This is a genomic window from Ramlibacter pallidus, assembly GCF_015070875.1.
GTDB classification, from domain to species: Bacteria; Pseudomonadota; Gammaproteobacteria; order Burkholderiales; family Burkholderiaceae_C; genus Ramlibacter; species Ramlibacter pallidus.
Genome location: NZ_JADDIV010000003.1, coordinates 656,728 through 668,718, shown reverse-complemented (window position 1 = coordinate 668,718; position 11,991 = coordinate 656,728). Strand labels below are relative to the sequence as shown.

Sequence of the window (11,991 nt, the reverse complement as noted above, 5' to 3'; positions counted from 1 at the left end):
CGCGGGCTTGTCCGACAGGCCACGCCAGCGGCATTCGTTAGCGTCGGACCATGAAGTCCAGCGACACCCGTTCCAGCCGTGCGAAGCTCGGCGAGCGTCCCACCTCCTCGGTCCCCGCCAAGCCCGACCACGGCGAAAACTCCGCCAGCACCATCGTCGAGGCACCGCAGGGGAAGAAGAAGGGGCCGCTGGATCCGCATGATTTTCCCGATGGAGGCGGCAGCGGCGGAGCCGAGGCGTTCAGCCGGCGCCGCACGAAGCCTTAGGACGTTGCAGTCTAGGTTCCCCGTGGCCGGCCGTTCTGTAGGATGCTGCCGCCCATGAAGATCGCGACCTTCAACGTCAACGGCATCAAGACCCGGCTCGCCCACCTGTTGCGATGGCTGGAGCGCGAACAGCCGGACGTGGCCTGCCTGCAGGAGCTGAAGGCCCTCGACGAGGGCTTCCCGGAGCGCGAACTGCGCGATGCCGGCTACGGCGCGCTCTGGAAAGGACAGCGGTCCTGGAACGGGGTGGCCATCCTCGCGCGCGGCACCGATCCGCTGGAGATCCGGCGCGAGCTGCCCGGCGATGCGGCCGACGAGCAGAGCCGCTACCTCGAGGCGGCGGTGAACGGGCTGGTGGTCGGCTGCCTGTACCTGCCGAACGGCAATCCGCAGCCCGGACCGAAGTTCGACTACAAGCTCGCCTGGTTCGAACGCCTGATCGCCCACGCCGCCACGCTGGTGGATTCGCCGCATCCCGTGATCCTGTGCGGGGACTACAACGTCGTGCCCACGGACTTCGACATCTACAACCCCCGCTCCTGGCGCAAGGATGCGCTGCTGCAACCCGAGACCCGGGATTGCTACGCGCGGCTGCTGGCGCAGGGCTGGACGGATTCGCTCCGGCACGTGCATCCCGACGAGGCGGTGTTCACCTTCTGGGACTATTTCCGGCAGCACTGGGAGCACAACTCGGGCCTGCGCATCGACCACCTCCTGCTCAACCGCAAGCTCGCACCGAGCCTGAAAGCGGCGGGGGTCGACCGGTGGGTCCGCGGCGAGCAAAAGGCGAGCGACCATGCGCCGACTTGGGTCGAGCTGGACCTCGATCGCCTGACAGCGCCTTCCCCCAAGCGGAAAATCTAGGGAAATTCCTTAACCGCCGGGCCGCTTTTCCCTAGCACGGCGGAGCACGGCCGTGGTTTCATTCGGTTACTTCGCGATGGGAGATGTCACATGGAACCGAGCCAGGAACCGCTGCTGCTCGAAGCCCTTTCGGACAAGGTGCTGCACCAGCTGCCGCCGGCGGTCTGGAAGAACCTGTTCCTCGGCGCCGAGCGTGACTCCATCCGCTTCGAGGAACGCCTGCTTACCCTGGTCCATGCCGATGCCGAAGTACCGGCCGGTGGCCAGGGCACGGTGACCGAACGCTTCTACCAGGAACTGCAGCGCCTCAACGCCCGCCATGGCGGCCGGCTCGACCCCTACGTGAACGCCACCGCGCTCGTGACCTTCGAGGACCCGGGTGCGGCCGTGCGCATGGCCATCGAGCTGCAGCGTGCCGCGCAGGAAGTGCCGCTGCGCATCGGCGTGGTGAGCGGCCCCTGCATGCTGGCCTTCTTCCGTGCGCAGGGGCGCCTCTGGTGCACGCCCCTCGGTGACCAGCCGGCGCGGGCCGCCAAGGTGGCCGCCGGCGCGGCACCGGGCCGCATCGTCATTTCCCCCGAGACGTACAACCCCACGCGCATCAGCGTGCGGCTGCGCGCCGACTCCCGTCCGGCGATGGAGTTCAGCGACTCCGAGGTCGACCTCTCCTCCCTGGCCCTCGACGCCGCCATCGACGGCGTCGACATCCTGCTAGCCTGAGAACCCGCCTTCGGCCAGGAAGCGATCCTCCTGGGCCGTGCTCGCGCGGCCCAGGACGGCGTTGCGGTGCGGGAAGCGCCCGAAGCGCGCCACGATGTCCCGGTGGTGCATGGCGAAACGCAGCGATTCCCCGCCCACCGGCGTGTTCAGGGCGACCGCCCGGTCCAGGTCGCGCGGGTCCTCGGAATGCATGAACGGCAGGTAGAAGAACGGCCGCAGCTGCGGATCCACCTCGACATCGAACCCGCGCGCGATGCCCTGGTCCGCCGCTGCCCGTGCGCGTGAATCGGTGGCGTAGACCCGGGCCGTGCCGCGGAACGCGTTGCGCGGGAACTGGTCCAGCAACAGCACGAGCGCCAGTGCACCTTCGGGCGTGGCGAGCCAGCCGTCGAGCGCGCCGGAGGCGGCCGCTTCGTGCGCGTCCAGGAAGCGCTGGCGAAAGCGCGCATCGAAGGCGTCGTCGCGGCGGAACCATTGCTGCGGTCCGGCGTCGCGCCAGAAGGCGACGACTTCGGAGGGTTGTGTCGGGTCGGTAGGCGTCATCGGGGTGTGCGTTGGGTGGAGCAGTCTAGCCGCGCGGCAGGCACGTCCTACACGACAGCGGCTGCGCACCCTGCACGGTCGCTACGGGCGGCGCCCTAGATTCGCCGCATGAGCACTGATACGAGCATCGGCCCCGACGCCGGACGGGGCAGCAACGACAACCCGGGCAATGCCGACGGGTGCGGCAACAAGACGCTGGGCACGCAGGCGACGCAGCAGCCGCCCACGGGCGCCGGCGTCGTCGACGAAGCCGGCGCGCAGGTGCCTGCCGGCGTCCCCGGGGCGCGGCCGCGCAGCGGCGTCACCCAGGGACCGGCGTCCTACCCCGACGGCCCGAACGTGGAATCCAGTCCCTGGGAGCTGGACGCCGCGCGCGGCAAGTTGCCCAAGGACAAGGACCGCTAGCGCGACCGCCGGAGCGCGGCGGCCAGCGGGTAGAGTGGCGTCCGCAACCACAGGAGGACGCGTGCCCGCCACGCAAGCGCTGCCGGAGACCGTTCCGGTTCTCATCGCCGGCGGCGGGCCCGTCGGCCTCACCCTCGCCGCGCTGCTGGCGCGGCATGGCGTGGCGAGCCTGGTCGTCGAGGCGGACGAGGGCTACTGCACCGGCAGCCGCGCGATCTGCATCTCGCGCCGTTCGCAGGAAATCCTCTGGACGGCGGGCGCCGGCCCGGCACTGGCCGCCAAGGCGCTGCCCTGGACCGGCGGCCGCAGCCACTGGCGCGACCGGGAGGTGCTGCACTTCGAGATGCCGCACGAGCCGACGCAGCGCTTCGCCCCCATGGTCAACATCCAGCAGTACCACGTCGAAGCCTTCGTGCACGCCGCCTTGCAGCGTGTGCCTGGGCTCTGCACCGTGGCCTGGTCCAGCCGCGTCACGGGGCTGCGGCAGGACGCGGGCGAGGTGCGGGTCGACATCGACGGCGCGGCCGGGCGGCGCGAGGTGCGGGCGGACTACCTGGTGGCCTGCGACGGCGGGCGCAGCACGGTGCGTGATCAGCTCGGGCTGCAATTCGAAGGCACCCAGTACGAGGGGCGCTACGTCATCGTCGACATCGTGCAGCCCACGCGCAGGCCCGTCGAACGCCTGGCGTGGTTCGATCCGCCCTCGAACCCGGGCTCCACGCTGCTCATGCACCGGCAGCCCGACGACGTCTGGCGCATCGACTACCAGCTGCGGGACGATGAGGACCCGGACGAGGCCCTGAAGCCGGAGAACATCCTGCCCCGCGTGCAGAGCCACCTGGAGATGATCGGCGAGACGGCGCCCTGGCGCCTGCTCTGGTCCTCCATGTACAACGCCAAGTGCCTCACCTTGCCGGACTACCGCGCCGGCCGGGTGCTGTTCGCCGGGGACGCGGCGCACCTGGTGCCGATCTTCGGCGTCCGCGGCCTCAACTCCGGCCTGGACGACGCGGCCAACCTGGCCTGGAAGCTGGCGCTCGTGCTGGACGGCGGCGCGGAGCCTGCGTTGCTGGACACCTACTCGCAGGAACGCGTGCAGGCCGCGCGCGAGAACATCGCCTACGGCGCCAAGAGCACCGAATTCATGGCGCCGCCGGACTTCGGCTTCCGCCTCCTGCGCGAGGCGACGCTGCGGCTCGCGCTCGACGAGCCGGCCGTGCGCTCCTTGATCAACCCGCGCCAGTCGGCGCCGGTGGCGTATGCGGACTCCGTGCTGAACGTCGCGGAGCAGGGCCCCTGGACCAGCGCCCAGGCCGCCCCGGGACAACCGGCACCCGAAGCCCTGCTGCAGGGGCCCAAGGGCAGCTTCCACCTGAGCCAGTGCTTCGGCACCGACTTCACCTGCCTGGTGTTCGGGGATGGGCCGTTGCCCCATGCGGTCGCCGACCTGGCGAGGCACGGCATCGCGGTGCTGGACATCGCGCCGGAGGCCGACGTGCACGGGCAGGCACGCGCGCGCTACGGCGTGCCGGGCGGCAAGTCCACGGCCATGGTGCTCGTGCGGCCCGATGGCTACGTCATGGGCCGCTGGCACGGCATCGATGCGGCCCCCGTGCTGGCGTGCCTCCGCGGGAAGCGGATCACGCCATGAACGACGCCGACCTGGACCGCAGCTACACCGCCTTGTGCCATGCGCTCGGCGAGGTCGGGCCGGAGCGGAGCGAGCTGCTGCTGGCCATGCTGGCGCTGGCGCTGATGGCCCGGCAGGAGCATGCCGGGGAGGTGCTCGCCCTCGTCCAGCGTGCCCGCGACCGCTGCCTCGACACGCCGGCGGCCGAGCCACGGCAATAACCATGCCGCGGGCCGGAACGGGGGCGGCGCCTACAATCCCCGGTCCCCCGAAAGACGCATGAACGCCCCTGTCGACGTTTCCTTTTTCGCGCGCGCCGCGAAGCCGCTGACCAGCTACCGCAAGTACTGGGCGCATCGCTTCGGCCCTGCGCCTTTCCTGCCGATGAGCCGGAAGGAGATGGAGGCGCTCGGCTGGGACAGCTGCGACGTCATCCTGGTCACGGGCGACGCGTACGTCGACCACCCGAGCTTCGGCATGGCCGTGATCGGCCGCGTGCTGGAAGCGCAGGGCTTCCGCGTCGGCATCATCGCGCAGCCGGACTGGCACAGCGCCGAACCCTTCAAGGTCCTGGGCAAGCCCAACCTCTTCTGGGGCGTGACGGCGGGGAACATGGATTCCATGATCAACCGCTACACGGCGGACCGGAAGCTGCGCAGCGACGATGCGTACACGCCGGGCGACGTGGGGGGCAAGCGGCCGGACCGCGCCGCCATCGTGTACAGCCAGCGCTGCCGCGAAGCGTTCAAGGACGTGCCGATCATCCTCGGCGGCATCGAAGGCAGCCTGCGGCGCATCGCCCACTACGACTACTGGTCGGAGAAGGTGCGCCACAGCATCGTGCTGGACGCCAAGTGCGACCTGCTGCTGTATGGCAACGCCGAACGCGCGCTCGTGGAGATCGCGCACCGGCTGGCCGCCCGCGAGCGGGTCGAAGACATCACCGACGTGCGCGGCACGGCCTTCATGCGCCGCTCCACGCCGGAAGGCTGGTTCCAGGTCGATTCCACCGGCGTCGACACGCCCGGCCGCGTCGAGGACCACGTCAATCCCTACCTGACCACCGCCGACCAGGCCAAGGCGCAGGGCGAGACCTGCAAGAAGGAAGAGGGCAGCGGTGCGCTGCTTCCAGCCGAAGGCGCGCCGCTGCAGTTCGTCCCCAATCCCAAGGTGAAGCTCAGGCCGCCGCCGCGGGACCACACCGTCATCCGCCTGCCGTCCTACGAGGCGGTGAAGGCGGACCCGGTGCTCTACGCGCACGCCAACCGCGTGCTGCACCTGGAGACCAACCCGGGCAACGCGCGGGCGCTGGTGCAGGCGCACGGCGAACGCGACGTCTGGCTCAACCCGCCGCCGATCCCGCTGACGACCGCGGAGATGGACCACGTCTTCGGGCTGCCGTATGCGCGCGCGCCGCACCCCGTGTACGGCGACGCGAAAATCCCGGCCTGGGAGATGATCCGCTTTTCGGTGAACATCATGCGCGGCTGCTTCGGCGGCTGCACCTTCTGCTCGATCACCGAGCACGAGGGCCGCATCATCCAGAGCCGCAGCGAGGACTCGATCATCCAGGAGGTCGAGGACATCCGCGACAAGGTGGCGGGTTTCACCGGCGTGATCTCCGACCTGGGCGGCCCGACGGCCAACATGTACCGCATCGGCTGCAGGACGCCGGAGATCGAGGCGGCCTGCCGCAAGCCGAGCTGCGTGTACCCGGGCATCTGCCAGAACCTGAACACCGACCACGGGCCGCTGATCGACATCTACCGCCGCGCGCGTTCGCTCAAGGGCATCAAGAAGATCCTGATCGGCTCGGGCCTGCGCTACGACCTGGCGGTGCAGTCGCCGGAGTACGTGAAGGAACTGGTGCAGCACCACGTGGGCGGCTACCTGAAGATCGCCCCCGAGCACACCGAAGCCGGCCCGCTGTCGAAGATGATGAAGCCGGGCATCGGGAGCTACGACCGCTTCAAGGCGATGTTCGAGAAATTCTCGGAAGAGGTCGGCAAGAAGCAGTACCTCATCCCGTACTTCATCGCCGCGCACCCCGGCACGAGCGACGAGGACATGATGAACCTCGCGGTCTGGCTCAAGCGCAACGGCTTCCGCGCCGACCAGGTGCAGACGTTCTACCCGAGCCCGATGGCGACGGCAACGGCGATGTACCACTCGGGCAGGAACACGCTGCGCAAGGTGACGCGCGACAGCGAGGGCGTCGACATCGTGCGCGGCGAACGCCGGCGGCGGCTGCACAAGGCCTTCCTGCGCTACCACGACCCGAACAACTGGCCCCTGCTGCGCGAAGCGCTCAAGGCCATGGGCCGCGCCGACCTGATCGGCAACGGCAAGCACCACCTGGTGCCGACGTACCAGCCGATCAGCGATGGCAGCTACGCGAGCCCGCGGCGCAAGAACTCCACGCCGGGACAGCCGGCGAAGGGCCGCGTGCTGACGCAGCACACGGGGCTGCCGCCGCGCGTGACCGGCGCCGCGAAACCGCCGCGCAAGCCGCGCTGAGCGCGGCGGCGAGGGCGCCGCATTCCTTGACGTGACGCAAGGCCCGGTTCGCCGCCAGCGGCGAACATGCGGCTTTCGGTCGGAACCTGGGCATGCTCTCCCTCCTGCGTGGCGCCGCGGCGCTCCTCCTGCTGGTGCTGAACACCGTGTTCTGGTGCCTTCCCGTGTTCGCCGGCGCCTTGCTCAAGCTGCTGCTGCCCGTCCCCTCCGTGCAGCGCAGGGTGGACGCGGTGCTCCATGCCTTCGCCAACGGCTGGGTGGCCTGCAACAGCGGGTGGATGCGCCTCCTGCTGCCCACGCGATGGGACGTGCAGGGCCTGGAAGGCCTGCGGCCGCAGGGCTGGTACCTCGTGAACTGCAACCACCAGTCGTGGGTGGACGTCTTCGTCCTGCAGCACGCGCTGCGCGGCCGCATTCCGCTGCTCAAGTTCTTCCTGAAGCAGCAGCTGATCTACGTGCCCGTGATCGGCCTGGCCTGGTGGGCGCTGGGCTTCCCGTTCATGAAGCGGCACGGCAAGGAAGCGCTGCGGCGCCGGCCGGAACTGCGGCACCAGGACCAGGAGGCGACGCTGCGCGCCTGCCGCCGCTTCGCGCGCGCGCCGACCAGCGTCATGAACTTCGCGGAAGGCACGCGCTTCACCTCGGACAAGCACCGGCGGCAAGGCTCGCCTTACCGGCACCTGCTGAAGCCGCGCGCGGGCGCGATGGCGCTCACGCTGAACGCCATGGGCGAACGCTTCCAGTCCATGGTCGACGCGACCATCGTCTACCCCGCCGGCGTGCCGACGTTCTGGGACTTCCTCTGCGGACGCGTGCCGCGCATCGTGTTGCGCCTGCGCGAGGTCCCCATCCCCGAGGGCTTCGCCAGCCGGGACTATGCGGCCGACCCCGCCTTCCGGCGCGACTTCCAGCGCTGGCTCACCGCCTTGTGGGAAGACAAGGACCGGGAGCTCGCGTCGCTGCTCCAGAGCGCCTAGGCCGGCAGCGTGTGCAGCGGCAGGTCGCGCTGCACGGCCAGCGCGTCGAGTTCGGCACGGGTGCGGGTCGCGAAGAACGCGGCGATCGCCTGGCGCGCGGCCGGATCGAACATCACGGCCGGGTCGCTGCCTTGCACGCCCGCGGCCTCGCGCAGCGCCGCGGCGAAGTGCGGCTCCAGCGCGGCCACCGCGACGCGGCCGTCCCGGCACGGATAGACGCGGTACGCCGCGTGCGCGCCGCCGACGGATCCGCTCGGCTGGGTGAGGCCCCATGCCCGCGGGAGGGCGAGGTAGCCCGCCGCATCGGAGAGGGCGACCTCGAAGTACGCGCCGCCGGATGCGGGCCGCAGCTTGCGCAACGCGGCCTGCAGGACGGCTTCGGCCGCCATCAGCGACCCGCCCATGTCGGCATACAGGGTGGACGGCAGCTCCAGCCCCGTCACCAGTCCGTTCTCCGCGAGATAGGTCAGGTCGTGCCCCGGCTCCTCCGCACGCCCGCCGGCCGCGCCCACGATCGCCACCTGGCTCAATGCCGGGTAGCGCACGTGCAGCGCTTCCCAGCCGAGCCCGAGCTTGCGCAGCGCCGAAGGACGGAACGACGTCAGGAGAACGTCAGTCTCGCCCAGCGCGGCGTGGACCGCCGCCTGTCCTTCGGCCGACTTGAGGTCCGCCCGCCGCACCTCCACGCCTTCGTGCAGCTGCGCATAGGCCTCGCGGTTGTAGTGCCCCATCGGGTCGCCGGAGGGCGGCTCCACCTTCACGCACTGCGCGCCCATGCGCCGGCAGCGCATCAGCGCCGCGGGCCCGGGCAGGTTGAGCGCGAGGCTGAGGATGCGCAGTCCTTGCAGGGGCGGCGAGGCGTGGGTCATGGGCCGCAAGGCTAGCAGAGCGGCCGCGCTGGGGTACACCCCGATGCGGCCGCGCGAGCGGCCGGGCTACGCTGGCCGCGCGACCGGCTACCTGCCGGCATGCCCATCCACAGGAGACAAACGATGCAGTTCAAGCGCACCACGATCGCGTTGCTGGCCCTCGCCACGGCAGCATTCGCCCAGGCCCAGGGCGCCTGGCCGGCCAAGCCCGTCACCCTGGTCGTGCCGTTCGCCGCCGGGGGCCCCACCGACGTGGTGGCGCGAACGCTCGCCGCGTCCATGACCAAGAGCCTGAACCAGACGGTGGTGGTGGAGAACAAGCTGGGCGCCGGGGGCAACGTCGCCGCGGCGTACGTGGCGAAGGCGCCGAACGACGGCTACACCTTCTTCATCCACCACAACGGCATGGCGACGTCGACCGCGCTGTACCGCAAGCTGCAGTACGACGCGCTGAAGGACTTCGAGTTCGTGTCGCAGGCGGTGGAAGTCCCCATGACGCTGCTGGCGCGCAAGGACTTCCCGGCCAGCAACTTCAACGAACTGGTCGCCTACATCAAGGCCAACAAGGAGAAGATCAACCTGGCCACGGCCGGCCTCGGCGCCGTCTCGCAGCTGTGCGGCATGATGTTCCAGCGCGCCATCGGCGTGCAGCTGACGGAGGTGCCGTTCCAGGGGACGGGCCCGGCGATGAACGCGCTGCTGGGCGGCCAGGTCGACGTGATGTGCGACCAGACCACGCAGACCGTGCCCCAGATCAAGGGCGGCACCGTCAAGCTGTATGGCGTGACCACGAAGAGCCGCGTGAAGGTGCTGCCGCAGGCGCCGACGCTGCACGAGCAGGGCCTGAAGGACTTCGAGGTCGTCGTCTGGCACGGCGTCTACGCGCCCAAGGGCACGCCGAAGGCGATCGTCGACCGGATGAACCAGGCCGTGCGCACGGCGCTGAAGGACCCGGACGTCGTCAAGCGCATGGACGACCTCGGCGCGGAAATCGTCGACGACCGCACCAACACGCCGGAGGCGCTGCAGGCGCACCTGAAGGCGGAGATCGACAAGTGGGGCCCGGTCATCCGGGCCGGTGGCAAGTTCGCGGACTGAACGCGCAGCGCCCGCGCAAGGCGGCCTCCGGGCCGCCATTTTTTTGCGCGCCTAGAGCGGCAGCCCCACGTAGTTCTCCGCGAGGGCGGTGGAGGCCGCGCGAGAATTCACCAGGTAGTCCAGTTCCGCCTCCTGCACCCGTTGGCCGAAGCCGTCGGTGTCGGGGAAGCGGTGCATCAGGTTGGTCAGCCACCAGGAGAAGCGCTCGGCTTTCCAGATGCGGCGCAGGCAGCGCTGCGAGTAGCTGTCGATGCCGGCATCGCTTCTTTCCGCGTAGTGCTCGATGAAGGCGGACGACAGGTACTTCACGTCGGTCGCCGCCAGGTTGAGTCCCTTGGCGCCGGTGGGCGGGACGATGTGTCCCGCGTCGCCGGCGAGGAACAGCCGGCCGAAGCGCAGCGGCTCGGCGACGAAGCTGCGCAGCGGCGCGATGCTCTTCTCGATGCTCGGCCCCGTCACGACCTTCTGCGCCAGCTCCGGGTCCAGCCGGCGGCGCAGTTCGTCCCAGAAGCGCTGGTCGCTCCAGTCCTCGACCTTGTCGTCGAGCGGGCACTGCACGTAGTAGCGGCTGCGCGTCATGCTGCGCATGGAGCAAAGCGAGAAGCCGCGCTCGCTGTTGCCGTAGACGATGGCGTGCGGCGACACCGGCGGCACGTCGGCCAGCACGCCCAGCCAGCCGAAGGGGTACACCCGCTCGAATTCGGTGACGTGGTCCTTCACCGTGGCCCGGCTCACGCCATGGAAGCCGTCGCAGCCGGCGATGAAGTCGCAGCGCAGTTCGCGGGACTGGCCGTCCTTGCGGTAGCGCACGACCGGCGCATCGCCGTCGTGGCCGTGCAGGCTGACGTCGGCCGCCTCGTAGACGGTCTGCAGTCCGGCCGCCGCGCGCGCCTCCATCAGGTCCTTCGTGAGCTCGGTCTGGCCGTACGCCGTGACCACCTTGCCGCCGGTGAGGCCGTGGACGTCGATGGGGTGGCGGGTGCCGGCGAACACGAGCTCGATGCTGTGGTGCACGACGCCTTCGCGTCCGACACGTTCGCCCACGCCGGCCTCGCGCAGCAGGTCCACGGTGACCTGCTCGAGGATGCCGGCGCGGATGCGGCCGAGGACGTAGTCGCCGCTCTGCCGCTCCACGATCACGTTGTCGATGCCGGCCTTGTGCAGCAGCTGGCCGAGCAGCAGGCCCGAGGGCCCGGCGCCGATGATGGCGACCTGGGTACGCTGGTTCATGGTGCTTGTCTCCTTCGGAGCGAGCTTAGGCGCCGGGCCGCCGCCCCGCACGGGGGCAGGGCGGCGGCTGTGCGATCATTGCGCAAGTTGCGCGATCATCGCGCAAGGAATCCGGATGATCGCCAAGGCCGACTACGTCGCGGGCATCGCCAAGGGGCTGGCGGTGCTGGAGAGCTTCGACACGCAACGCCAGCGCCTGAACGCCACGCTCGCGGCGGAGCGCGCCGGCCTGACGCGGGCGGCGGCGCGCCGGCACCTGCTGACGCTGGCCCACCTGGGATACCTTGAAACGGACGGCAGCTACTTCTGGCTTTCCCCCAAGGTGCTGCGGTTTTCAGGAAGCTATCTCGCCTCCGCGCGCATGCCGCGTGCCGTGCAGCCCACGCTGGACCGGCTGGCGGGTCTCACCGGCGAATCGTTCTCGGTCGTGGTGCTCGACGGCGACCAGGTGGTGATCGTCGCCCGCAGCGGCACCGCCCGGCTGCTGGCCTACGGGCTGCACCTGGGCGCCCGCCTGCCCGCGCACGCGACCTCGACAGGACGCGTGTTGCTGGCCGCCAAGAACCGCGGGGACTTCGCGGCGTGGTTGAAGGGCCGGGAACTGCCGAGGCTGACGGCGCATACGGTGGTCGAGCCACGCGCCCTGAAGGCGCTCGTCGACCAGGTGCGCCAGCAGGACTGGTGCGTGGCGAGCGAGGAGCACGAGCTGGGCGTGCATGCGCTGGCCGTGCCGCTGCGGAACATGGAAGGGCGGACGGTCGCCGCGCTGAACGCCGTCGCGCCGCGCCAGAGGCTGGAACCGCAGGCGATGCGGAAGGACCTGCTGCCTCTGCTGCTGGAGTCTGCGCGCGAACTCCGGCCGCTGCTTTGAG

General features: G+C 70.3%; 13 protein-coding genes. 10 read left to right on the top strand and 3 right to left on the bottom strand.

All coding sequences use genetic code 11. The features are described 5' to 3' along the window. The first annotated feature begins 50 nt into the window (after positions 1-50). From IM787_RS12385 to IM787_RS12375, 3 genes are all read left to right on the top strand, one after another. Positions 51-266, top strand: coding sequence for a hypothetical protein (locus IM787_RS12385; protein WP_193676943.1), 216 nt, complete (start codon positions 51-53; stop codon positions 264-266). A 54-nt stretch (positions 267-320) separates the two neighbouring features. Then, entirely contained in the window at positions 321-1,130 is an 810-nt protein-coding gene (gene xth, locus IM787_RS12380; protein ID WP_193676942.1) for an exodeoxyribonuclease III, read from the top strand. Positions 1,131-1,220: 90 nt separating this feature from the next. Then, positions 1,221-1,850 (top strand): hypothetical protein, encoded by a 630-nt coding sequence (locus IM787_RS12375; protein ID WP_193676941.1) that lies wholly within the window; start codon positions 1,221-1,223, stop codon positions 1,848-1,850. Here IM787_RS12375 and IM787_RS12370 read toward each other — a convergent pair. After that, on the bottom strand, positions 1,842-2,393 hold the full coding sequence (locus IM787_RS12370) for a DUF924 family protein (protein ID WP_193676940.1): 552 nt from the start codon (positions 2,391-2,393) through the stop codon (positions 1,842-1,844). The two genes, IM787_RS12375 and IM787_RS12370, sit on opposite strands and share 9 nt — an antisense overlap. A 108-nt stretch (positions 2,394-2,501) precedes the next feature. On the opposite strand from IM787_RS12370, the gene IM787_RS21515 reads away from it, so the two are divergent. The 5 genes from IM787_RS21515 (at position 2,502) to yihG (ending at position 7,922) form a co-directional block, all read left to right on the top strand. Next, on the top strand, positions 2,502-2,798 hold the full coding sequence (locus IM787_RS21515) for a hypothetical protein (protein WP_227494287.1): 297 nt from the start codon (positions 2,502-2,504) through the stop codon (positions 2,796-2,798). A gap of 61 nt (positions 2,799-2,859) precedes the next feature. Further along, complete coding sequence (locus tag IM787_RS12365) at positions 2,860-4,449, top strand: FAD-dependent monooxygenase (RefSeq protein WP_354004406.1); 1,590 nt, start codon at positions 2,860-2,862, stop codon at positions 4,447-4,449. Then, positions 4,446-4,649, top strand: a complete 204-nt coding sequence (locus IM787_RS12360; RefSeq protein WP_193676938.1) for a hypothetical protein — start codon at positions 4,446-4,448, stop codon at positions 4,647-4,649. Before IM787_RS12365 ends, IM787_RS12360 begins: the two co-directional genes overlap by 4 nt. A gap of 58 nt (positions 4,650-4,707) precedes the next feature. Continuing rightward, complete coding sequence (locus IM787_RS12355; protein WP_193676937.1) at positions 4,708-6,945, top strand: YgiQ family radical SAM protein; 2,238 nt, start codon at positions 4,708-4,710, stop codon at positions 6,943-6,945. Positions 6,946-7,037: 92 nt separating this feature from the next. Beyond that, positions 7,038-7,922, top strand: a complete 885-nt coding sequence (gene yihG / locus IM787_RS12350) for a 1-acylglycerol-3-phosphate O-acyltransferase, YihG family (RefSeq protein ID WP_193676936.1) — start codon at positions 7,038-7,040, stop codon at positions 7,920-7,922. Here yihG and IM787_RS12345 read toward each other — a convergent pair. Next, positions 7,919-8,791, bottom strand: coding sequence for a CoA transferase (locus IM787_RS12345; protein ID WP_193676935.1), 873 nt, complete (start codon positions 8,789-8,791; stop codon positions 7,919-7,921). The two genes, yihG and IM787_RS12345, sit on opposite strands and share 4 nt — an antisense overlap. 123 nt (positions 8,792-8,914) lie before the next feature. Here IM787_RS12345 and IM787_RS12340 point away from each other — a divergent pair, with 123 nt between their 5' ends. Further along, a complete protein-coding gene (locus IM787_RS12340; RefSeq protein ID WP_227494286.1) occupies positions 8,915-9,889 on the top strand; it encodes a tripartite tricarboxylate transporter substrate-binding protein in 975 nt (324 codons plus the stop codon). 51 nt (positions 9,890-9,940) lie between these two features. On the opposite strand, the gene pobA is transcribed toward IM787_RS12340, so the two are convergent. After that, positions 9,941-11,119, bottom strand: coding sequence for a 4-hydroxybenzoate 3-monooxygenase (gene pobA / locus IM787_RS12335; protein ID WP_193676933.1), 1,179 nt, complete (start codon positions 11,117-11,119; stop codon positions 9,941-9,943). Between the two features lie 115 nt (positions 11,120-11,234). Between pobA and IM787_RS12330 the strand changes: the two genes are divergently transcribed. Then, entirely contained in the window at positions 11,235-11,990 is a 756-nt protein-coding gene (locus IM787_RS12330; RefSeq protein WP_193676932.1) for an IclR family transcriptional regulator domain-containing protein, read from the top strand. The last annotated feature ends 1 nt before the right edge of the window (position 11,991 follow it).